Source organism: Bradyrhizobium sp. 197 (genome assembly GCF_023073375.1).
Taxonomy (GTDB): domain Bacteria; phylum Pseudomonadota; class Alphaproteobacteria; order Rhizobiales; family Xanthobacteraceae; genus Bradyrhizobium.
Window position 1 is genome coordinate 104,440 of sequence record NZ_JADPJJ010000009.1, and the last position, 21,076, is coordinate 125,515.

At 63.5% G+C, this 21,076-nt stretch carries 19 protein-coding genes; 14 read left to right on the forward strand and 5 right to left on the reverse strand.

The genetic code is table 11. The features are described 5' to 3' along the window. Nucleotides 1-40 precede the first annotated feature (40 nt). Both IVB27_RS03195 and IVB27_RS03200 read right to left on the reverse strand, forming a co-directional pair. The gene (locus IVB27_RS03195) at nucleotides 41-1,312 is read right to left on the reverse strand and encodes an MFS transporter (protein ID WP_247441335.1); all 1,272 of its coding nucleotides are present in this window, start codon (nucleotides 1,310-1,312) and stop codon (nucleotides 41-43) included. A 204-nt stretch (nucleotides 1,313-1,516) separates the two neighbouring features. Then, nucleotides 1,517-2,197 carry a GntR family transcriptional regulator gene (locus tag IVB27_RS03200; RefSeq protein WP_247441336.1) on the reverse strand — a complete coding sequence of 227 codons (681 nt, stop codon included), beginning with the start codon at nucleotides 2,195-2,197 and terminating at the stop codon, nucleotides 1,517-1,519. Between the two features lie 173 nt (nucleotides 2,198-2,370). Here IVB27_RS03200 and IVB27_RS03205 point away from each other — a divergent pair, with 173 nt between their 5' ends. The 4 genes from IVB27_RS03205 to IVB27_RS03220 all read left to right on the forward strand — a co-directional run bounded on the left by IVB27_RS03205 (nucleotide 2,371) and on the right by IVB27_RS03220 (nucleotide 7,265). Further along, the gene (locus IVB27_RS03205) at nucleotides 2,371-4,095 is read left to right on the forward strand and encodes a dihydroxy-acid dehydratase (RefSeq protein ID WP_524536458.1); all 1,725 of its coding nucleotides are present in this window, start codon (nucleotides 2,371-2,373) and stop codon (nucleotides 4,093-4,095) included. A gap of 72 nt (nucleotides 4,096-4,167) precedes the next feature. Further along, nucleotides 4,168-5,163, forward strand: coding sequence for a TRAP transporter substrate-binding protein (locus IVB27_RS03210; protein ID WP_247441341.1), 996 nt, complete (start codon nucleotides 4,168-4,170; stop codon nucleotides 5,161-5,163). A gap of 189 nt (nucleotides 5,164-5,352) precedes the next feature. Beyond that, complete coding sequence (locus tag IVB27_RS03215; protein ID WP_247441342.1) at nucleotides 5,353-5,928, forward strand: TRAP transporter small permease; 576 nt, start codon at nucleotides 5,353-5,355, stop codon at nucleotides 5,926-5,928. After that, complete coding sequence (locus IVB27_RS03220; RefSeq protein ID WP_247441343.1) at nucleotides 5,925-7,265, forward strand: TRAP transporter large permease; 1,341 nt, start codon at nucleotides 5,925-5,927, stop codon at nucleotides 7,263-7,265. Before IVB27_RS03215 ends, IVB27_RS03220 begins: the two co-directional genes overlap by 4 nt. 17 nt (nucleotides 7,266-7,282) lie before the next feature. On the opposite strand, the gene IVB27_RS03225 is transcribed toward IVB27_RS03220, so the two are convergent. Next, nucleotides 7,283-8,077, reverse strand: coding sequence for an enoyl-CoA hydratase/isomerase family protein (locus IVB27_RS03225; RefSeq protein WP_247441345.1), 795 nt, complete (start codon nucleotides 8,075-8,077; stop codon nucleotides 7,283-7,285). Between the two features lie 241 nt (nucleotides 8,078-8,318). Here IVB27_RS03225 and IVB27_RS03230 point away from each other — a divergent pair, with 241 nt between their 5' ends. Then, a complete protein-coding gene (locus IVB27_RS03230) occupies nucleotides 8,319-9,539 on the forward strand; it encodes an NAD(P)/FAD-dependent oxidoreductase (RefSeq protein ID WP_247441346.1) in 1,221 nt (406 codons plus the stop codon). Here the strand turns inward: IVB27_RS03230 and rbsK are convergent, their stop codons facing one another. Both rbsK and IVB27_RS03240 read right to left on the reverse strand, forming a co-directional pair. After that, the gene (gene rbsK / locus IVB27_RS03235) at nucleotides 9,540-10,457 is read right to left on the reverse strand and encodes a ribokinase (protein WP_247441349.1); all 918 of its coding nucleotides are present in this window, start codon (nucleotides 10,455-10,457) and stop codon (nucleotides 9,540-9,542) included. A gap of 17 nt (nucleotides 10,458-10,474) precedes the next feature. Continuing rightward, nucleotides 10,475-11,368 carry a sugar kinase gene (locus IVB27_RS03240; protein WP_247342754.1) on the reverse strand — a complete coding sequence of 298 codons (894 nt, stop codon included), beginning with the start codon at nucleotides 11,366-11,368 and terminating at the stop codon, nucleotides 10,475-10,477. A gap of 210 nt (nucleotides 11,369-11,578) precedes the next feature. Between IVB27_RS03240 and IVB27_RS03245 the strand changes: the two genes are divergently transcribed. The 9 genes from IVB27_RS03245 to IVB27_RS03285 all read left to right on the forward strand — a co-directional run bounded on the left by IVB27_RS03245 (nucleotide 11,579) and on the right by IVB27_RS03285 (nucleotide 21,039). Further along, nucleotides 11,579-12,427 carry a VOC family protein gene (locus tag IVB27_RS03245; protein WP_247441351.1) on the forward strand — a complete coding sequence of 283 codons (849 nt, stop codon included), beginning with the start codon at nucleotides 11,579-11,581 and terminating at the stop codon, nucleotides 12,425-12,427. 158 nt (nucleotides 12,428-12,585) lie between these two features. Further along, entirely contained in the window at nucleotides 12,586-13,293 is a 708-nt protein-coding gene (locus IVB27_RS03250; protein WP_247441353.1) for a TetR/AcrR family transcriptional regulator, read from the forward strand. A gap of 207 nt (nucleotides 13,294-13,500) precedes the next feature. Continuing rightward, nucleotides 13,501-14,310, forward strand: a complete 810-nt coding sequence (locus IVB27_RS03255) for an ABC transporter permease (protein ID WP_247441355.1) — start codon at nucleotides 13,501-13,503, stop codon at nucleotides 14,308-14,310. A gap of 51 nt (nucleotides 14,311-14,361) precedes the next feature. Further along, on the forward strand, nucleotides 14,362-15,354 hold the full coding sequence (locus IVB27_RS03260) for an ABC transporter substrate-binding protein (RefSeq protein WP_247441356.1): 993 nt from the start codon (nucleotides 14,362-14,364) through the stop codon (nucleotides 15,352-15,354). Between the two features lie 14 nt (nucleotides 15,355-15,368). Then, nucleotides 15,369-16,199, forward strand: a complete 831-nt coding sequence (locus IVB27_RS03265; protein WP_249811127.1) for an ABC transporter ATP-binding protein — start codon at nucleotides 15,369-15,371, stop codon at nucleotides 16,197-16,199. Nucleotides 16,200-16,414: 215 nt separating this feature from the next. Then, nucleotides 16,415-17,812, forward strand: coding sequence for a hypothetical protein (locus tag IVB27_RS03270; RefSeq protein WP_247441360.1), 1,398 nt, complete (start codon nucleotides 16,415-16,417; stop codon nucleotides 17,810-17,812). Next, the gene (locus tag IVB27_RS03275) at nucleotides 17,809-18,960 is read left to right on the forward strand and encodes a Gfo/Idh/MocA family protein (RefSeq protein WP_247441363.1); all 1,152 of its coding nucleotides are present in this window, start codon (nucleotides 17,809-17,811) and stop codon (nucleotides 18,958-18,960) included. Before IVB27_RS03270 ends, IVB27_RS03275 begins: the two co-directional genes overlap by 4 nt. Nucleotides 18,961-18,970: 10 nt before the next feature. After that, entirely contained in the window at nucleotides 18,971-20,176 is a 1,206-nt protein-coding gene (locus IVB27_RS03280; protein ID WP_247441365.1) for a dihydrodipicolinate synthase family protein, read from the forward strand. Then, nucleotides 20,176-21,039 (forward strand): sugar phosphate isomerase/epimerase family protein, encoded by an 864-nt coding sequence (locus IVB27_RS03285; protein WP_247441367.1) that lies wholly within the window; start codon nucleotides 20,176-20,178, stop codon nucleotides 21,037-21,039. The genes IVB27_RS03280 and IVB27_RS03285 overlap by 1 nt, the downstream gene beginning before the upstream one ends. Nucleotides 21,040-21,076 lie beyond the last annotated feature (37 nt).

A 21,076-nucleotide genomic window follows, 5' to 3' on the forward strand; every position in this document is an offset into this window, starting at 1 on the left:
GGCGGATGATTCGCAAATCTAGGGCCCCGGAATCGACGCCCTAGACCACGCGTTTGCCGGCCTGGGCCGCGATGGGCCTCTGCACAAAATACATCAGGATCAGGGAAATCACCGCCGTCGTCACGACGACGTATCCCAGCCGGTCGAAATGCCGGAGCGTACCGTCGGCGTCCTGCGCGATCAGCGCGGCGGCTAGCACGGAGCCGAGCCCGCCGGAGAGTTGTTGCAGGGACGCGCCGACCGCGCTGAAGGAGCCGCGTTGCGCCGGCTCGGGGATCGCGGAAATCAGCGCCTGCGACGGAATCATGCGCGAGAAGATGCCGACGAACATCAGGACGTTGACCAGGATCGCGACCGTCAGGCTCACCTCGCCGAGATGCGTGTAGATCAACACCATGACGATCGACATAGCGCTGCCGAAGGCAAAGGTCGGGTATTTTCCGAAAGCATCGCTCGCGCGTCCGACCAATGGGCCGATGACGATGCTGAACAGGCCGGAGACGAGATAGATCGTCGGCAGATGCACGATATCGATGCCAAGGTTGTGCACGGTGTAGGCGCTGCCGAACGGCATCAGCATGTAGCCGCCGGTCGCCAGCAGGGTCGTCACTGAAAACGCCATCCAATATCGTGGCTGCGAGACCGTTGCGACCAGATGCCGGAACGGGTTTCTATCCTGCTTCAGCGCGAGATGACCGTTCACCGGCTTCATCAGGAACAGCACGGCGGCCATCCCTATCACCGAAAGGCCGACCAGTGCGCCGAACGCGACGTGCCAGTTCCATTGGTTGGCGAGGAAAAGACCGACTGGGATGCCCAGCACCTGGCTTGCAGCGAAGGCGGTTTGCACGAAACCCATGACGCGGCCGCGCAATTGCAGCGCAAACAGATCGGTCACGATGGCGAGCACGACCGAGCCGATCACGCCGCCGAACAGGCCGGTCACGATCCGCCCCAGCAGCAACAGATGATAGTTGGGCGCGATCGCGCAAAGCGCCGTGCCAAGGGTAAAGCCGGCATAGAAAAACAGCAGCAGCCGCTTGCGATCGAACCGATCGGCAAAGCCAGCCGCCATGATGCCGGAAATTCCCGCGCTGAATGCATAGGCCGAGACCGCCACCCCGAACTGTGCGGCCGAAATATCGAGCGCCGGCATCATGATGGCGCCCAGCGGCGACATGATCATGAAATCGATGATGATCGTGAACTGCACCAGCGCCAGCAGCGCAACCAGGATTGCCTGGTAGCGCGAAAAGCCGCGGGATGGCGCTTGCCGCTCGGCGATCGGCTCGGTCAGGGTTTGTTCGGTCATGCCATTTCATTCGGGAGGAGACAGGTGAGGAGACGCGATGTGCCGCCGGACGGCGGTTCCTATCTATTCTGGATCTGCGTTATTTCGATGGGTTGACAATAGTTTTAATGGCTGTCTGAGGTCGCGTTTCGCGGTGAGCTATCAAACCCGCATGGTGAGGAGCCACCAAAGCCGCAAGCGGGGAGAAGCGAAGGAATGGCCGCACTAACTCGCCTCGCCGGCAATCCGCGCCAGATAGTCTTTCTTGCTGAACTGCATGTGGTCGACGCAGAGCTGGGCCAGCGCCCAGCTGTCGCGGCCCTTCAACAGCTCGATCATCATCTCGTGCTGGCGCCGCGACTGCGCCAGCCCGTCGCGGTCGGCGAGATTCTTGGCGCGCATCGGCAGGGTCAGGTTCATGTAATCCTGCAGCGAGCGCACCAGATACGGGTTTCCGCAGGCCGCGAAAAGCGCGACGTGGAAGGCGTCGTTGGCCTCGTGAATGCCGCGCAGATCCCGCACCTCCGCCTTGGCGCAATACTGCCGTTGCAAGGCGGAGAGCTCGTCGATCAGGTCTTGCGGCGCGGGCAGGGGGATCATCAGCGCGGCCTGCCGCGTCAGCATCTCCCGGACCTCGTAGATCTGTCGGACCTCTTCGGCCGAATAGAACCGCACAGTGGCGCCGACATTCTTCTCGCGGCGGACGATGCCGCGGCGCTCCGCGTCCACCAGGGCCTGACGCACAAAGTGGCGCGAGGTGCCGTAAGCCGACATCAGCGCGTCCTCGGTGAGGCGTGCGCCCGGCGCGAGGCGGCCGAAGATGATGTCCTCCTCGAGCCGCGCGACGACATCGTCCGGATCGTCGCGCCGGATCGTCGTGGCGTCTGCGGTGCGGATGTCGGACATGCCCTCAGCCTCCCGGCGCTTGGCCGGTTCTCTCTGTGGAGCAGGGTAGATCAGGATTGTCAATAATTTGGCCGTCCACCAGCATGTTGATCCAGAAAATGGCGGGTTTGATCTCTGCCTTATTGACAATCAAGGGGCAGGCTGTACGACAATGACCCGGTGATCGGAGTGGCATGATGACGAGTGGGTTGCGCAAAGGGCTGACGAGTTATGGCGATGCCGGCTTCTCGCTGTTCCTGCGCAAGGCGTTCATCAAGGCCATGGGTTATTCCGACGACGCGCTCGAGCGCCCGATTGTCGGCATCACCAACACCTATAGCGACTACAATCCCTGTCACGGAAACGTCCCCCAGATCATCGAGGCGGCCAAGCGGGGGGTGATGCTGTCGGGCGCGATGCCGTTCGTGTTCCCCACGATCTCGATCGCCGAGAGCTTTGCGCATCCGACCTCGATGTATCTGCGCAACCTGATGGCGATGGATACCGAGGAGATGATCCGGGCCCAGCCGATGGATTCGGTGATCGTGATCGGCGGCTGCGACAAGACCTTGCCTGCGCAGGTGATGGCGGCGATCAGCGCCGACCTGCCGACCGTGGTCATCCCCGTCGGCCCGATGGTGGTGGGCCACCACAAGGGTGAGGTGTTAGGGGCCTGCACCGATTGCCGTCGGCTGTGGGGCAAGTATCGCGCCGGCGAGATCGACGATGTCGAGATCGAGGCGGTGAATGGCCGTCTCGCGCCGTCGGTCGGCACCTGCATGGTGATGGGCACGGCTTCGACCATGGCCTGCATGATCGAGGCCATGGGCCTGTCGCTGCCGATGAGCGCGACGATCCCGGCGCCGCATGCCGAGCGGTTTCGCCTGGCCGAGGCGAGCGGCAGGGTTGCCGCGGAAATGGCCAAGACCAAGGGGCCGAAGCCGAGCGAGTTTCTGACGCCGGCGTCGTTCAAGAACGCGCAGGTCGTGCTCCAGGCGATCGGCGGCTCGACCAACGGCCTGATCCATCTCACCGCGATGGCACATCGCTCGCCGCACCGGTTCGATCTCGGGGTGTTCGACCAGATCGGCCGCGAGGTACCGGTGCTGGTCGATCTCAAGCCGTCCGGCGAGCACTATATGGAGCATTTCCACCACGCCGGTGGTGTGCCGAAACTGCTGGCGCAGCTCGGAGATCTCGTCGATCTCGACGCGAAGACGATCACGGGCGAGAGCCTGCGCGATGTCGTCGCGAATGCGGAAGACGTGCCCGGCCAGGACGCGATCCGTCCGCGCGACAATCCGATCAAGAGGGAAGGCGGCCTTGCCGTCCTGCATGGCAATCTCGCGCCGCGCGGTGCGGTCATCAAGCAGTCGGCTGCAAGCCCGAAACTGTTGCAGCACACCGGGCGCGCGGTGGTGTTCGAATCCGTCGAGGACATGACCTTGCGGGTTGACGATCCCGATCTCGACGTGAACTCCGACGACGTGCTGGTGCTGCGCAATGCCGGGCCGAAAGGCGCGCCCGGCATGCCCGAGGCGGGCTATCTGCCGATCCCGAAGAAGCTCGCGCGCGGCGGCACCAAGGACATGGTGCGCATTTCCGACGCGCGCATGAGCGGCACCGCGTTCGGCACCATCGTTCTCCACATCACACCGGAATCCGCCGTCGGCGGACCGCTGGCGCTGGTGAGGAACGGCGACATGATCCAGTTGGACGTTGCCAAGCGCAGCATCGAGCTGCTGGTCGATGCGGCCGAGCTGGAACGGCGCCATGCCGCCTTGAAGCCGGCAGCCGCTCCCGACGAGGCGCGGCGCGGCTACGCCTGGCTGTTCAACGAAACCATCATGCAGGCCGACGAGGGCTGCGACTTCGATTTTATGCAGAGGACTGGGAAGAAGACTGAGCAGAAAGACTAAGAGAGGGTGACCAATCACCCGCACGAACGCTCAGACCGCTAAAGCGGCGGGCGATAAAAACAGGGGGAAACGATGATTGCACGATCCATGCTTGGACTGGTGGCAACGGCCGCTGTTCTCTTCGTCACGAGCGCGTCGGCACAGGAGGTGAAGCATTATCGCTTCGCCTACGACCAGCCGCGCAATACCGGCTATTCGATCGCCGGGGATATCTTTGCCGAGAAGCTCAAGGAATTGAGCAAGGGCACCATGATCATCGATCAATATCCGGGCGCGCAGCTCGGGCAGGAGCCGCAGGTGCTCCAGCTCGTGAAAGCGGGCGACGTCGAATTCTCCATCATTTCATCCGCCAATACGGCGACGATCTCGCCGCAGGCCGGCGTGATGTCGCTGCATTATCTGTTCCGCGACGAAAATCACGTGGTCAAGGGGTTGGCCGATCCAAAAGTGTTCGAAGCCCTCAAGGCCCTGATCGACGAGACCACGCAGGGCCTGCACGTCATCGCGACCGGATCGCAGGGCGTGCGCCACATGTACTCCAAGAAGGAGATCCACAACGTCGGCGACATCAAGGGCCTGAAGATCCGCGTGCAGGCGACTGCGACCGAGGACACCATGTTCCCGGCCTACGGCGCCCAGACCGTGCACATGCCGTTCGGCAGCGTTTACACTTCGCTGCAAACCGGCGTCGTCGACGTCGCCGAGAACAGCATCAATGTCTACCTCGTCAACAAGCACTACGAGGTCGCGCCGGTGCTCAACATCACCGAGCACGAGGCCAACAACGCGCTGGTGTTCATCTCCGATAAGCTCTGGCAGAGCCTCTCGGCCGAGCAGAAGGGCTGGGTACAAGCGGCGGGCAACGAGATCAGCACGAAGGAGCCGGCAAAGGCCTTCGATCTCGAGCGCAGCGCGGCCGAGAAGCTGAAGAAAATGGGCGTTAAGATCGTCGACAACGTCGACAAGAAGAGCTTTGCGGCGATCGCCGACCCCTATCTTGACAAGCTGGCCAAGGAGCTCGGCCCGCATGCCGTGAAGATCAAGGATTTGATCCGGTCGGTCAATTAAGCCGCCCCTATGGCCTTCGACGGCCCGCCTACGGCGGCCCGACAGGATGAGGTCACGCTTTCAGGCGAGATTTTAGACCGTCATGGTGAGGAGCCTGCCGCAGCGGGCATCTCGAACCATGCAGGCCGAACACGTTCGGCAGCTTCCGAGCTGTCGCCTGCGATAGCTCCGGGACGACGGGAAAGTTGAATGGCCATCGCCGACAAACTGCTGGTGCAACGGCAACGTCATCTGAAATGGCGCGGGCTCGACTGGCTCGAACTTGCGCTGATGATCCTCTGCGGCGTGCTCTGCTTCGGCTTCTCGCTGTCGGTGACCGCCGACATCGTCACCCGCACCATCGGCCATCCCTGGCTGTGGCTTCAGGAAGTCACCTCGACGTTGTTCATCTATGCGATCTTCGTCGGCACCGCGGCTGCGACCCGGCGCAACGACCACCTTTATCTCACCGCCATCTCCGAGGCGATGCACGGCACGTCGCGGCTGATCGTCGAGGTGATCATCCGCCTTGTCGTGCTCGGCGTCGCCTTCGGCCTGATCTGGTACGGCTACCAGAATTATCTCCGCGGCTTTGGCAGTTTCCGCCTGCCGTCCGGGACGCCGATCGCTTCGCTCTACGCGATCATTCCGCTGTCGGGCGTGCTGATCGGCCTGTTCACCATCGAGCAGCTCATCAACGGTTTGCGCAACGGTTTTGACCACCCCGAACCGCCCGAGGACGGAGCGCACGTCATCACCGACGCACAGATGAGGGCGCAGCCGTGAGCGCACCCGTTGTCCTGGCATTGATGACGGTCTGCTTCCTGTCATTCGGCTATCTCGGCGTGCCCGTGCCGTTCTCGCTGATGGCCGGCGTCTTCATCGGCGCGCTCCTGTCGGACGTCTCGCTCGCCGCGATCATCCAGAAGATCTTCGACGGCGTCGATTCCGAGGCGCTGCTGGCGATCCCGTTCTTCCTGCTGGTCGGCGAGCTCATGAGCTCGGCCAATGTGGTGGTACGAATAGCCAATCTCTCGGTGTCGCTGGTCGGACATATCAGGGGCGGGCTGTCGCAGGTCGTGGTCGTCTTCAGCATGTTCTTCTCGGAGATGTCAGGCTCGACCACGGCCGACGTCGCGGTGATGAGCCGCGCGCTGGGCGGCCCGATGAAGCGCGAGGGCTACGAGCCCGCCTTCATCGCCGCGATCATCGCCTCCGCCTCGACCATCGCAGCGCTGGTGCCGCCGAGCATCACCGCTGTGGTCTATGGTGCCGTCGGCAACGTCTCGATCGCCGGTCTGTTCATGGCGGGCGTCGTGCCGGGGCTGATGATCGGCTTCGGGCTGATGATCTACTGCTATTTCTTCGGGCCCTCCGGCCTGCGCAAGCCGCGCGCGCCGCTGCGGCAGGTGGTGTTCGCGGCGGGCGATGCGGCGCTGCCGTTGATGATCCCTGTCATCCTGCTCGGTGGCATTCTCACCGGCTGGTTCACGCCGACGGAAGCGGGCGTCGTGGCCGTCGTCTGGATTGTCGTCGTCGTGATCCCCGCGCTCAACCGCGGGCACATCAGGAAGATCCCGTACGATTTCTGTCTTGCGGGCCTGATCTTCTCGCTGCCGCTGATCACCATCGGCGCCGCCAATGCGTTCGGCTGGATGCTCGCTTATCTGCGCGGCGCAAGCTACATCGCCGATGTCATCACCTCGATGGCCGGCAACGACCCGCACCTGATCATGCTGTTGATGGTGCTGCTCTTCACCGTGGTCGGCGACTTCATCGAGCCTGTGCCGACCATCATCATCTTCATGCCACTGGTCAACACACTGACGGAAGCCGGCGACATCAACGCCGTGCATATGGGCGTGGTGCTGATCGCAACGCTGGCCTTCGGTCTGATCACACCGCCCTACGGCCTGGTGCTGCTGATGGCGTCGAAATTCGTGGGCGTCAGTTTTGCAAAAGCGCTACGCGCCGCGTTGCCGATCTACCTCGTGTTCCTTGGGACGATTGCGTTCGCGATCTACTTCCCGAGCGTGGTGCTGTGGCTGCCGCAGAAAGTGCTGCCGGAATCGGTCGGATGCTTCAAGTCGCCGGCGGGCACGGGCTATATCTGTCCCAAGTAAGCCTGCTTGAGTGAACGCTACTTGCTCTTGCTGGTGAATTTCTTGACCGCGGCGCGGAACTCCTCCGTGTTCATCGCCATGATGATCTTGTGCTCCTCGGCGTCGAGCTGCTGCTTCACCGGCGTTGTGGCGGCCTGGTAGACCAGCGATTTGGTGCCGGCAATTGCCGCCGCCGGGTTCTGCGCCAAACGCTCGGCGAGTTGTCGCGTCGCCGCCTTCAACTCCGTCGCGGGAACGACCTTCGCGACCAGGCCCCATTCATGGGCCTGCTGCGCGGTAAAATTGTCCTCGGACAGGAAAATCTGGAGCGCGCGACGCGGGCCGACCGTGTTCACGATCCCGACCGTAGATCCGCCATCCGGTGAGACCCCGATCTTGGCGTAGGCCGGCGTGAATTTGGCGTCGTCTGCGGCGATGCAGAGATCGGTGACAAAGGCGAGGCCCATGCCGGCGCCGGCGGCTGAGCCGTGCACGCTGGACAGCGAGATCTTCGGCATGCGCCTGATGATCTCGATGAAGGCATGATAGTGCTTCAATAGCTCGCCGACGACAGGCGTCACCGTGTTGGTCTCGGCCGCCGCACCAATCGTCTGCAGATCGCCGCCTGCTGAAAAGGCGCGGCCCTCGCCTTCGATCACCACAATTTTGATGTCGTCAGCGCTCTCGATATAGGCCGCGAGCTGCTCGAGCTTTTGCGCAATCGCCAGATTGATCGAGTTGAACGCGGCGGGGCGGTTGAGCGTGATGGTCGCAATCGGGCCGTCGATCCGCAGCAAAGCGGGGTCGTCGGGTTGGGAGATTGGAGCTGGCATCGGAAAATTCCCGGCATGAGGTCGCTGCTGCAACTAGATCGCAGAAGGCGAGGGGTGACAATCCCCGGCCGCCAGTGCCCCGCCCGGTGCTCTTGCGCAAGCCGGAACGATAGGCTCAAATGTACCTGCCTTTGCCGAGGGACGGACACGAGCGCCGGCTCCTCCTGGGCCAGAAAATCAAAACCAGCGAGAGAGGAGACGACATGGGTTACGCTCGTGTCTCCGGAAATGGGCTGTTCCGATGACGGATGGTCCAGTGATCATTGTCGGTGCCGGTCATGGCGGCTACCAGGTCGCGGCATCCCTGCGCCAGGCGGGATTTTCCGCTCCCATCTGCCTGGTCAATGACGAGGCCCATCTGCCCTATCAACGGCCGCCGCTGTCGAAGGCCTATATCAAGGGCTCGGCCGGGCCGGAGAGCCTGATGTTCCGGCCGGAGAAGTTCTACCAGGACCAGACCATCGAACTGATCGCGGGCCGCGTGGTGTCGATCGACCGCGCGGGGCGCAAGGTACTGCTCGCGTCGGGAAAGACGCTGCCTTACGGCCATCTCGTGCTGGCGACCGGCGCGCGCAACCGTTTGCTCGATCTGCCCAACGCCAATCTCCCTGACGTAAAGTATCTGCGCATCCTCGACGAGAGCGAGGCGCTGCGAAAGATCATCCCGTCGAAGACGCGCGTGGTGGTCATCGGTGCCGGCTTCATAGGACTGGAATTCGCGGCCACTGCGCGCATCAAGGGGCTAGAGGTCGATGTGCTTGAACTCGCCCCGCGTGTAATGGCGCGCGCAGTGACGGCGGAGGTCTCGGAGTATTTTCAGGCGCGGCATCGCGAGGCCGGCATCCGCATTCACCTCGGCGTACAGGCAACCGCGATCGAGGCTGAGGGCGGCAAGGTCACCGGCGTCTCCTTGAGCGACGGAAGGCATCTGCCCGCCGATCTCGTCGTGGTCGGCGTCGGGGTGCTGCCGAACATCGAGCTTGCGGCGGAGGCGGGGCTGCCGGTTGCTGCCGGCATCATCGTCGACGAATATCTCTCGACCGCTGATCCTGATATCTCGGCGATCGGCGATTGCGCGTTGTTCGAAAGCCCGCGCTTCGGCGGTTCGCTGCGCGTGGAATCGGTGCAGAACGCCACCGATCACGCCCGCTGCCTCGCGGCGCGGCTGACCGGCGACCGGAAGGCCTATGACAGCCGTCCCTGGTTCTGGAGCGACCAAGGCGAGGACAAGCTGCAGATCGCGGGCCTCACCACCGGCTACGACAGTGTCGTGCTCCGCGGCGATCCCACCCGGAAGGCGTTCTCGGCGTTCTGCTACAAGGGCGAGAAGCTGCTCGGCATCGAATCGATCAACCGCGCCGGCGATCACATGTTCGGCCGCCGCCTGTTCGGCCTGGATCGCTCGATCACGCCAGAGCAGGCCGCCGATGAAAGTTTTGACCTGAAGGGCGCGCTGGCGTGATCAGCCGGCGTTGAGGACGGCGGCGACTTCCGCCGCCGTCGGCATCGACGGCCCCGCGCCCATGCGCTGCACGGAGATCGAGGCGGCGGCATTGGCGAACGCGAGTGCCGCGCGCAGTGCTGCGCCGTCGGCGAGTTGTGTCGCGAGCGCTCCCACAAAACAATCGCCCGCGCCTGTGGTGTCGATCGCCTTCACCGCGCGACCGGCCACCGACAACTCCTCGCGTCCGGCGAGAGCGAGCACGCCGCGCTTGCCGAGCGTCACGCAGATGGTCTGGTCCTCGCGCGCCTGAAGTTTTCGCGCGACATCGATGATCCGCGCAGCCTCGTCACTATCAGACAACTCCACGCCGGCGAGGAAGCCGAGCTCGGTCTCGTTCAGCACGAGGATGTCGACGAGCGCGAGCAATTCGCCGGACATGTTTTGCGCCGGGGCCGGATTGAGCAGCGTCGTGGCCCCGGCCGCACGGGCGCGCCGGAAGAACGCGGCAATCGTCGGCAGCGGGATTTCGAATTGGCTGACGGCAACGTCGCCTTTCAACATCGGTACAACGCTGACATCATCAGCGCCGACCAGCGCATTGGCGCCGGGAATGACGATGATGGTGTTGTCGGCGTCCGCCACGGTGATAATCGCGGTGCCGGTGTGGGCCTCAGTCGTCTCCTGGAGGTAGCCGAGATCGATGCCCTGATCGCCAAGGAAAGCCTTCAGCTCACCTCCAAACGAATCCTTGCCGAGCCGCCCGATCAGCGTGGTCCGCGCGCCGAGCCGTGACGCCGCGACGGCCTGGTTGGCGCCCTTGCCGCCCGGGAAATACAGCACCTGCTTGCCGGCGACGGTCTCGCCGACCCGGGGATGGCGATCGGCTGTCGCCACTACATCCATGTTGATGCTGCCGGCGACGAAGACGCGCCCCATCATGACTCCTGCGAACGCTAGACCCTGGCCTCGAACTCGTGCCTGACCTTGGCGATGTCGACAAGCGTCGGCAGGCCGGCTTCGTTGCCTAGACGCTGGATCTTGAAGGTCGAGGCGGCGCGGGCAAAATCAAAGTGCTCGCGCCAGCTTTTGCCGGGATGGGCGAGATAGGAATAGACATAGGCGCCGTGGAAGACATCGCCGGCGCCGTTGGTATCGATCACGCGCTCGCGCGGGATCGGCATCGCCGGCATGATCTCGACCGCGCCTGTTTCGTTGTACCAGAGCAGGCCCTTCTCGCCCATGGTGATGCCGCCGATCTTGCAGCCGCGGCTCTTGAGATAGTCCAGCATCTTCTCCGGCGTCAGGTCCATCTGTTCGCACAGGCGCTCGGCAACGATTGCGACGTCGATGAATTCCAATAGCTCATGCGTGTTGGTGCGCAGGCCGCCGCCGTCGAGCGAGGTCAGGATGCCGGCCTCGCGGCAGACTTTCGCGTAGTGGATCGCGGCATCGGGCTGGTGGCCGTCGACATGCAGCGCGCGGCAGCCGCCGAGATTTAGCATCGGGAACGGATGGATGTGGTCGTCGTCGCGGCAGCGGACGATGGCGCGCTTGCCGTCCTTCGGCATGATGAAGGACAGCGAGGACTGGTTGACCTTCCGCCCGTGCAGCGAGATCGCGTATTTCGCGCACATGTCCATGAACATGCGACCGAGCCAGTCATTGGCCGCGGTGGCGATCAGATCGGGCACGATGCCGAGCTTGGCGCAGCAGAACGCCGCTGTCACCGCGTTGCCGCCGAAGGAAACCGCGTAGTCGGAGGCCACGTGCTTCTCGTCGCCGGTCGGCATGTGGTCGGTAATGAAGACGACGTCGATATAGGTCTGTCCGATAAAGAGAGCCTGCATTGATTGTCCGTGATGCGCTTTGTGGTCCCGGCCGGCGCGCTTACTGTAGCACCGGTCCCGCTGAGGGACCGCTGAAATTATTCGCAAAACTGCCGCCCGAAGCGCTTGAGGTCGGCATAGTGCCGGAATACGACCATCACCGGGCAATGCCAAGCCCGGGCAAATGCCGTGTTTCGGCCCATGGTTCCAGGTCGATCAAAAGGGGGAAACATGATCACCGGCCTCGATCACATCGTCGCTCTGGTCAGGGATATCGGTACGGCGAAGGCGGCCTATCAGACGCTGCTCGGGCGCGCGCCGGCCTGGCAGAACTCGGGCGAGGGCGCTGACCGGGTGCTGTTCACACTTGCGAACATGACGATCGAGTTGATGGCGCCGAGCGGATTCAGCGTGACGGCCGACCGCATGCGCGCGCTGCTCGGCGATCAAGAGGGCGTGCTCGCCAGCCTGTGCTTTCGTGTCGCAGACATCGGCAAGATGCACCGGCGGCTGGAGCGGGTGGCGCTCAAGCCGGATGGTGTTGCCGAGGTCGAAAGCAGCGACGCGCAGAGCGGTGCGGTCCTCCACTGGAAGCGGACGCGCGCCGCCACGGAGCTCACGCGCGGCGTGCGCATGTTCTTCCTCGAACTGGCCGATGAGCGTCCGCTTTCGCCTGCGACCGATATCGCGCCGATCGATGCGCTCGACCACGTCGTGATCACCACCGAGGATTCCGAACGCGCCGCCGCGCTCTACGGCGCGCGGCTCGGGCTTGATCTGGCGCTCGACCGCTCGCACCAGGATTGGGGCCAGCTGATGTTCTTCCGCTGCGGCGATCTCGTCGTCGAGGTGGTGCGCCGCCCCGTCGCGGGCGGCGAATCCCTGCATGACCGCCTTTGGGGCCTGAGCTGGCGGGTGACCGACATCGACGTCACGCGCGCCCGCCTGATCGCTGCCGGGCTCGACGTCACCGAGGTCCGCAACGGCCGCAAGCCGGGCACGCGGGTGATGACGGTCAGGACCGGCACTTGCGGCATCCAGACGGTGCTGCTGGAGCGCTCGCCGAAGCCGGTGGAGTAGGTTAGGCCCTTTCCCCGTCATTGCGAGTGCAGCGGTGCAGCGAAGCAATCCAGAATCCCTCCACGGAGACAGTCTGGATTGCTTCGTCGCAAGGGCGCCTCGCAATGACGGCGAGCGCGTGTTACATCCATCCTGAGACCACCCAGCGAGCAACCGGTTTGGCGAAGGCAAAACGAACTCTGAAATGGCAGCGCGATCCCGAGGGGATGCGGCTGCGCATTCTCGAAGCCGCCAAGCAGGAATTCTCGGCCCACGGTCTTGCCGGCGCACGTGTCGATCGCATTGCTGAACAGGCCGGCGCCAACAAACGGATGCTGTACTATCACGTCGGCAACAAGGACGAGCTCTATCTCGCAGTGCTCGAAGGCGCCTATGACAAGATCCGCAGCGAGGAGCGTGGGCTCGATCTCGAGCACCTCGAACCACCCGAGGCCATCAGGCGCCTGATCGAGTTCACCTGGAACTACTTTCTGCGCAATCCCGAATTCCTGTCGCTGCTCCAGACCGAGAACCTCGCGCGCGCAAAGCATTTGAAGCGCTCGACCAAGGTCAAGTCGATGCACTCGCCCTTCGTCGAGATGATCCGCACCGTGGTGCGCCGCGGTGTCGAGAGCGGCGACTTCCAGGTCGCGGTCGATCCGGTGCAGCTCTACATCTCGATCGCGGGGCTTTGCTTCTTCTATCTCTCGAACTCGGCGACGCTCAGCGTGATCTTCGGCCGCGATTTGCTGGCCAAGGACGCCAAGGACGAGCGGCTGGCCCATATGGTCGGCCTCGTGCTGGCAGCGCTGACGGGGCGGTCGGCGGAGCTGCTGAAGATCGTCAAGGCGCCGAAGTCGCGCGCCGCGGTGGCGCAGACGGTTTAATCTCAAGCTCTCGCCGGATCCGTCGTGGCCGGGCTTGTCCCGGCCATCCACGCGCGTCTCCGCGTGAGGAGAGACGTGGATGGCCGGGACAAGCGCGGGCACGACCAGCGGGGGAACAGGCACAAAACGTCACAGGGAAACCTCTGGACAGTATTTACCCAATCGGTTAATTTCTCCCTCAACGAACAAGACGACCGGGAGTGAGACGTGGCTGAGCTGAAGCCGCAGAGTGCGGTGTCCAAGATGCTGAATGCGGCCTGGATTCGGCCGTTCCTGTTCCTTGTCTTCATCGTCGTTGCCTGGGATCTCGCGATCCGGCTGTTCAAAATCCCCGCCTACCAGATCCCGGCGCCGGGCGATGTCCTGGCGGTGCTGCGCACCGAATGGCCGGAACTGCTGCGCCAGTCCTGGCCGACCACCTATGCCACCGTCTGCGGTTTCCTGCTGTCGGCGCTGTTCGGCATTCCCGTCGCCATGCTGATTGCGGGCTCCAAGACGGTGGAGAGCTATGTCTATCCGCTGCTGGTGTTCTCGCAATCCGTGCCGAAGATCGCGATCGCGCCGCTGTTCGTGGTGTGGTTCGGTTTCGGCATCATTCCGAAAGTGATTTCGGCCTTCCTGCTCGGCTTCTTCCCGGTGGTGGTCTCCGCCGTGCAGGGCTTCAAATCGGTCGATCCCGACATGGTGGATCTCGCCCGCGCCATGCAGGGCAGCCGCTTCCAGGTGTTTTGTGCGGTGAACCTGCCGCATGCGCTGCCCGCGATCTTCTCCGGCCTCAAAGTGTCGGTGACGTTGGCGGTGGTCGGCGCCGTCGTCGGTGAGTTCGTGGGTTCCAATTCCGGCATCGGCTACGTGATGCAGCGCTCGATCGGCACGTTCGACCTGCCGACGATGTTCGCAGCGCTCGTGATCCTCGCGCTGCTCGGCGTGATCCTGTTCTGGGCCGTGGACCGCATCGAGAAACTGGTCATTCCCTGGCATGTCAGCCAGCGTGAGGACGTGATTTTCGCCTCTTAACTTAAGCAACGGCCATCAACGGTCGAAACATAACGACAAGGGAGAGTGACGATGAAGCGGTGGATAGGGGCTATCTCGGCAGCGTTGATGATGTTTGCGGCGATGCCGGCACAGGCGGCCGACAAGGTCGTGCTGATGCTAAACTGGTACGTCTATGGCGAGCACGCGCCGTTCTATTACGGCAAGGCCAAGGGCATTTACGCAGCCGAGGGCATCGACCTCGAAATCCAGGAAGGTCGCGGCTCGGCGGCGACCACCCAGGCCGTCGCCGCCAAGACCGCCGACTTCGGCTATGTCGACGTACCCACCATGATGCGCGCCGCGATCAAGGGCGCGCCTGTGGTTGCGACCGGCGTGCTGCTCCAGACCAGCCCGATGTCCGCCATGGGTTTCGTCGACAAGAACATCAGGAAACCTGAGGACATCAAGGGCAAGACGGTTGCGATCACGCCTGCCGATTCCATGACCCAGATCTGGCCGCTGTTCCTGAAGAAGACCGGCCTGAAGGAGAGCGACTTCCAGACCGTCGCGGGCGACGGCCAGACCAAGCTCAATGCGGTCATCAACGGCCAGGCTGACCTGCTGCTCGGCTACGTCATGGACCAGTCCATGAAGATCAAGGACGCCACCGGCAAGGACGTCTATCCGATCAAGTTCGCGGACTACGGCATCAACATGGTGTCCTCGGGCATCATCGCCAACGCCGATTATGTGAAGGCCAATGCCGACCTCGTGCGCCGCTTCATGTCGGCGACGACGAAAGCGGTCGAGGCTGCCGAGAAGGACCCGAAGGCGGCAGCGCAGTCGATCCTCGACGCCAACCCGAAGGGCGGCAAGATCGATACGCTGACGCAGGGTTTTGAGTTGACCATTCCGCTCTACCGGACTGCGGAGACCAAGAGCAAGCGGCCGTTCCAGGTCACGGACCAGAACATGACCGACTCCGTCAATCTGATGGTCGAATATGGCGGGCTGGACGCCAAGGCCAAGGATAACCCGAAGGCGTTCTATACCAACGATTACCTGCCGAAGAGCGGCTCGTGAAACCTGCTACAGTTATGAGTGAAATCGCGCAGCCGGCCGCACATCTGAGATTGGTGAGCGACCGTGCTGCCGGCGATGCGTCGGGCATCAGACTGTCCGGCGTGTCCAAGACCTATCGGACGCGCGACGGCGACGTGCCGTCGTTGCGGCCGCTCGATTTCCACATCAACGATGGCGAGTTCTTTGTCGTGGTCGGCCCGTCCGGCTGCGGCAAGTCCACGCTGCTCAAGCTGATCTCGGGACTGTTGCCGCCGACGACGGGTGAGATCCTGGTCGAGGGCGAGAAGGTGACGGCGCCGCACGGCAATGTCGGCATCGTGTTCCAGAACGCGCTGCTGCTGCCATGGCGCAACATCCTGGCCAACGTGATGCTGCCGATCGACATGAAGCGGCTGCCGCGCCAGACATATCTCGACCGCGCCAAGGCGCTGTTGAAGATGGTTGGGCTCGAAGGCTTCGAGAAGAAGCTGCCGTGGCAACTCTCCGGCGGCATGCAGCAGCGCGCCTCGATCTGCCGCGCGCTGGTGCATGATCCCAAGATCATGCTGATGGACGAGCCGTTCGGCGCGCTCGATGCGCTGACGCGCGAGCGCATGAATGTCGAGTTGATGCGGATCCAGCGCGAAACGAAAAAGACGGTGCTGCTGATCACGCATTCGATCCCCGAGGCGGTGTTCCTCGCCGATCGCGTGCTGGTCATGACCGAGCGGCCCGGCGCGATCGCCGCGATCTACGACGTGCCACTGCCGCGTCCACGTTCGCTCGACGTGATGGCTGATCCTGTCTTCACCGAACTCGTGCAACGCATCCGCAAGCATTTCTTCTCGCAAGGGGCGCTGGATTAGTTAGCGATGGTGTTCTCCAGCCCGACCACATGCACGGTGCGCTCCCTCCCCCGCTTGCGGGGGAGGGCTGGGGAGAGGGTATCTCCGCATCAGGATTGTCCCGTCGCGGAAAGAACCCTCACCCGGCGCTGCGCGCCGACCTCTCCCGCAAGCGGGCGAGGTGCACCGTCCGAGCGGCCAGACTGGTTTCCAACAAGCTCACATGCGGAAGCACCATGCCACCGCGCCTGAAGCTGCGAGACATCGCGTTCTTCGAACGTCCCGTGCATTTCGCGCGGCCGTTCCGCTTTGGCGCGATCACGATCAACGCGACGCCGCAGCTGTTCGTGCGGGTCGAGATCGAGGTCGAAGGCAAGGGGACCGCGGTCGGTGCCAGCGCCGAGCTGCTGGTCCCCAAATGGTTCGACAAGCGGCCGGAGCTGTCGCCGGCTCAGACCGTCGATGATCTGCGCCGCTCGCTGGAGATCGCGCGGCGGCTTTATCTTGCGCGAACTGGATTTCTGACGGCATTCGATCTGCATGCCTCGTGCATCGGTGCCCAGGTCGCGACCTGTGCGAAAAAGAATATTCCGGCGCTTGCGGCGGCTTACGGCCCCGCGGAAATCGACAAGGCGATCCTCGACGCGCTCCTGCGCGCGGCCGAGACCAGTTTTTTCGACGGCATGGCCGGCAACATCGCCGGAATCGATGCGCGGCTGTCGCCTGACCTGAAGGAAACGGATCTCACGACGTTCCTGTCCGGCCGGAAGCCGGTGTCGCGTGTTGCCATCAGGCATACCGTCGGCCTGGACGATACCGTTGAAGGTGAGGGCGGGGTTGCCGATGCCCGCGAGAACTCCGGTGCAAGATACTTCAAGCTGAAGCTGTCGGGCGATCCCGTGGCCGACGCAGCGCGGCTGGCGCGGATCGGCAAGGAGCTCGATACGCTTGGACGTGACTACAAGGCGACGCTCGATGCCAACGAGCAATACGCGGATCTCGCGGCGTTGCAGGCGCTGATGGACCGGCTTGATCGTGATCCCACATTGCGGCCGATCGCCTCGCGCTTGCTCTACGTCGAGCAGCCGATGCCGCGCGATATCACCCGGCAATCACCGCTGGGTTCGCTGGCCGCGCGCGGCTTCATCATCGACGAAGCCGACGATTCCTACGACGCGTTTCCTGCGGCCCGGGCGCTCGGCTATTGCGGCATCTCCTCGAAGTCCTGCAAGGGGCTCTACAAGTCCATCGTCAACGCGACGCGTGCGGCGAAATGGAGCGCGGGCGGCGAAAGATTCTTCGTCACCGGCGAAGATCTCACCTGTCAGGCGGGTCTTGCCGTGCAGCAGGACCTCGCGCTCGGCGCCTTCCTTGGCATCACGCACGCCGAGCGCAACGGCCATCACTATGTCGACGGCTTTGGCGAGGCGCCCGCCGCAGAAGCCGAAGCCTTCGCGGCAGCGCATCCCGATCTCTACGCCGATGCCGGGCAGGGCATCCGGCTCTCCATTCACAAGGGCGATCTCCTGACAGGATCGCTCAACCGAGCGGGTTTTGCGACGTCGGTCCATCCGGACTGGTCGGCACTGCGCCCGCTCGAACAGCCAAAATCACCTAGGGAGCAATCGGTATGACCACCCAACGCCTCGGCCTTATCATGAACGGCGTCACCGGCCGCATGGGCCTGAACCAGCATCTGATTCGCTCGATCGTCGCGATCCGCGAGCAGGGCGGCGTCCGTTTGAAGAACGGCGATCGCGTGTTGCCCGACCCGATCCTGGTCGGCCGCAGCGCCGAGAAGGTCGAGGGGCTGGCCAAGCGCTACAACATCACGCGCTGGACTACCGACCTCGACGCGGCGCTCGCCGACAAGAACGACACCATGTTTTTCGACGCCGCGACCACGCAGGCGCGCCCCGGTCTGCTCACCCAGGCCATCAATGCCGGGAAGCATGTCTATTGCGAGAAGCCGATCGCGACGAATTTCGAGGCAGCGCTCGAGGTCGTCAAGCTCGCCAATTCCAAGGGCGTGAAGCACGGCACGGTGCAGGACAAGCTGTTCCTGCCCGGCCTGAAAAAGATCGCCTTCCTGCGTGACTCCGGCTTCTTCGGCCGCATCCTCTCGGTACGCGGCGAGTTCGGCTATTGGGTGTTCGAAGGTGGTTGGCAGGAGGCGCAGCGGCCGTCATGGAATTACCGCGACGAGGACGGCGGCGGCATCATCCTCGATATGGTCTGCCATTGGCGCTACGTGCTCGACAATCTCTTCGGCGAGGTCGAGAGCGTGAGCTGCATCGGCAACACCGACATTCCCGAGCGTTTCGACGAGCAGGGCAAGAAGTACAAAGCGACCGCCGACGACTCCGCCTATGCGACGTTCCAGCTCAAGGGCGGCGCCATCGCCCACATCAACATGTCCTGGGTGACGCGCGTCTATCGCGACGATCTCGTCACCTTCCAGGTCGACGGCACGCTCGGCTCGGCAGTCGCCGGCCTTTCGGACTGCATGATCCAGGCGCGGCAGGCAACACCCCGGCCGGTGTGGAATCCCGACGAGAAGCGGCTGCATGACTTTTACGGCGATTGGCAGAAACTGCCGGATAATGTCACCTACGACAACGGCTTCAAGGAGCAGTGGGAGATGTTCATCCGCCACGTTTACGAGCATGCGCCCTACAAGTTCACGCTGCTCGAAGGCGTCAAGGGTGTGCAGCTCGCCGAATGCGCGCTGAAGAGCTGGAAGGAGCGGCGCTGGATCGACGTCGCCCCGATCAAGGTCTGAGGAGGGAACAATGAATAAGCCCGTCCTGCCCAAGCCCGTCCCTTCAACGTCGTCCCTGTCGCTCAAGCTGCCGAAAACCGATCGTTCGATCGAGACCTACCGGCTCGCGGCGTCGCGAACGTTTCCCGTAAAGCTCGAGGGACCGCTGAATCGCATCGCATTTTCGGCCGTGCATACGGTGGTCGATCCTTTCGCCGACAACGATCCCTGGCTTTCGGTTGCCGTCGACTGGGACAAGACCATCGCCTTCCGTGAACATGTCTGGGACCTCGGTCTCGGCGTCGCCGAAGCCATGGACACCGCGCAGCGCGGCATGGGGCTGGACTGGCCGACTTCGCTGGAGCTGATCACGCGTTCGGTGTCTGCCGCCAAGCATCGCAACGCGCTGGTGTTCTCTGGAGCAGGCACCGATCATCTCGCGGTCGAGGATGCGAAGAATCTCGACGACGTGATCCGCGCCTATGAGGAGCAGATTTCGGCGGTCGAAAAGGTCGGTGGCCGCATCATTTTGATGGCGTCGCGCGCGCTGGCGAAGCTGGGCCGTAACGCCGACGATTACGCAAAGGTCTATGACCGCGTGCTCTCGCAGGTTCGCGAGCCCGTGATCATCCACTGGCTCGGCGATATGTTCGATTCTGCGCTGACGGGATATTGGGGCACCAAAGATCTCGATAAGGCGATGGACACGGCGGTTGCCATCATCAACGGCAACGCGACCAAGATCGACGGCGTCAAAGTTTCGCTGCTCGACAAGCAGCGCGAGATCGACATGCGCAGGCGTCTCGACAAGCGTATCAAGATGTACACCGGCGACGACTTCAACTATGCGGAGCTGATCGCCGGCGACGGCGAAGGCTTTTCGCACGCGCTGCTCGGCATCTTCGATGCGATCGCGCCGGCGGCGTCCTATGCGCTGTCGCGGTTGGCCGCCGGCGACGAGGCCGGCTTCCACGATGTGCTGGGACCGACGGTGCCGCTGTCGCGCCACATCTTCAAGGCGCCGACGCGCTTCTACAAGACCGGCGTTGTCTTCATGGCGTATCTCAACGGCCACCAGGACCATTTCACCATGGTCGGCGGGCAGGAGAGCACGCGCTCGATGCTGCATCTGGCCGAGCTGTTCCGCCTTGCCGATCAGGCCGGCCTGCTTGCCAATCCTGAACTTGCGACGCGACGGATGAAGACCGTGCTGGCCTCGCACGGAATCGAATCCTGATGCGCGATTTCTCGTCCGACCATCGCTGGCTGTCGCTCAACACGGCGACGGTCCGCAAGCAGGGTGACCTCGTCGAGATCATCGACGCCTGTGCCAAGCACGGCATCCGCGCCATCGATCCCTGGCGCGACCAGGTCGCGGCCGTCGGCCTCGATCGTGCCGCGCGTGCGGTGCGTGATGCCGGTCTCGACCTATCGGGCTATTGCCGGGGTGGCATGTTCACATCCGACGCTGCACGCCGAGACGAGGTGCGCGACGACAACCGGCGCTGCGTCGACGAAGCCAAGGCGCTGGGAGCACCCTGCATCGTGCTCGTCGTCGGCGGCCTGCCGCAATATTCGCGGCCGGGCAGCAAGGCGTCGAAGGACATCGCCGGCGCGCGGACGCAGGTCGAGGAAGCGCTAGCTGAGATGCTCGACTACGCCAAACAGGCAAAGCTGCCGCTGGCGATCGAGCCGCTGCATCCGGCCTATGCGGCGGACCGCGCCTGCGTCAACACGACGAAGCAAGCGCTCGACATCTGCGACCGGCTTGATCCTGATCGCAGCGGCATGCTCGGTGTCGCGCTCGACGTCTATCACATCTGGTGGGACCCCGAGCTGATGGAGCAGATCGCGCGCGCCGGCAAGGATCGCCTGCTGGCCTTTCATGTCTGCGACTGGCTGGTGCCGACGAAAGACATCCTCAACGACCGTGGCATGATGGGCGACGGCGTCATCGACATCAAATCGGTGCGCGAAGCGGTCGAGGCGCAGGGCTTTGCCGGCTATTCGGAGATCGAAATCTTCTCCAACGGCTGGTGGGACAAACCGATGGACGAGGTGCTGCAAACCTGCATCGCGCGGCACAAGACGGTGGCTTAGGCCTTCGGAATAATCCGTTGCGCGCAGCGGCGCTGAG

Bases quoted from the DNA above. Each gene is read 5' to 3' on its own strand.
- IVB27_RS03195 (WP_247441335.1), bottom strand. From the start codon at position 1,312: ATGACCGAACAAACCCTGACCGAGCCGATCGCCGAGCGGCAAGCGCCA.
- IVB27_RS03200 (WP_247441336.1), bottom strand. From the start codon at position 2,197: ATGTCCGACATCCGCACCGCAGACGCCACGACGATCCGGCGCGACGAT.
- IVB27_RS03205 (WP_524536458.1), top strand. From the start codon at position 2,371: ATGATGACGAGTGGGTTGCGCAAAGGGCTGACGAGTTATGGCGATGCC.
- IVB27_RS03210 (WP_247441341.1), top strand. From the start codon at position 4,168: ATGATTGCACGATCCATGCTTGGACTGGTGGCAACGGCCGCTGTTCTC.
- IVB27_RS03215 (WP_247441342.1), top strand. From the start codon at position 5,353: ATGGCCATCGCCGACAAACTGCTGGTGCAACGGCAACGTCATCTGAAA.
- IVB27_RS03225 (WP_247441345.1), bottom strand. From the start codon at position 8,077: ATGCCAGCTCCAATCTCCCAACCCGACGACCCCGCTTTGCTGCGGATC.
- IVB27_RS03230 (WP_247441346.1), top strand. From the start codon at position 8,319: ATGACGGATGGTCCAGTGATCATTGTCGGTGCCGGTCATGGCGGCTAC.
- rbsK (WP_247441349.1), bottom strand. From the start codon at position 10,457: ATGGGGCGCGTCTTCGTCGCCGGCAGCATCAACATGGATGTAGTGGCG.
- IVB27_RS03240 (WP_247342754.1), bottom strand. From the start codon at position 11,368: ATGCAGGCTCTCTTTATCGGACAGACCTATATCGACGTCGTCTTCATT.
- IVB27_RS03245 (WP_247441351.1), top strand. From the start codon at position 11,579: ATGATCACCGGCCTCGATCACATCGTCGCTCTGGTCAGGGATATCGGT.
- IVB27_RS03260 (WP_247441356.1), top strand. From the start codon at position 14,362: ATGAAGCGGTGGATAGGGGCTATCTCGGCAGCGTTGATGATGTTTGCG.
- IVB27_RS03265 (WP_249811127.1), top strand. From the start codon at position 15,369: ATGAGTGAAATCGCGCAGCCGGCCGCACATCTGAGATTGGTGAGCGAC.
- IVB27_RS03270 (WP_247441360.1), top strand. From the start codon at position 16,415: ATGCCACCGCGCCTGAAGCTGCGAGACATCGCGTTCTTCGAACGTCCC.
- IVB27_RS03275 (WP_247441363.1), top strand. From the start codon at position 17,809: ATGACCACCCAACGCCTCGGCCTTATCATGAACGGCGTCACCGGCCGC.
- IVB27_RS03280 (WP_247441365.1), top strand. From the start codon at position 18,971: ATGAATAAGCCCGTCCTGCCCAAGCCCGTCCCTTCAACGTCGTCCCTG.
- IVB27_RS03285 (WP_247441367.1), top strand. From the start codon at position 20,176: ATGCGCGATTTCTCGTCCGACCATCGCTGGCTGTCGCTCAACACGGCG.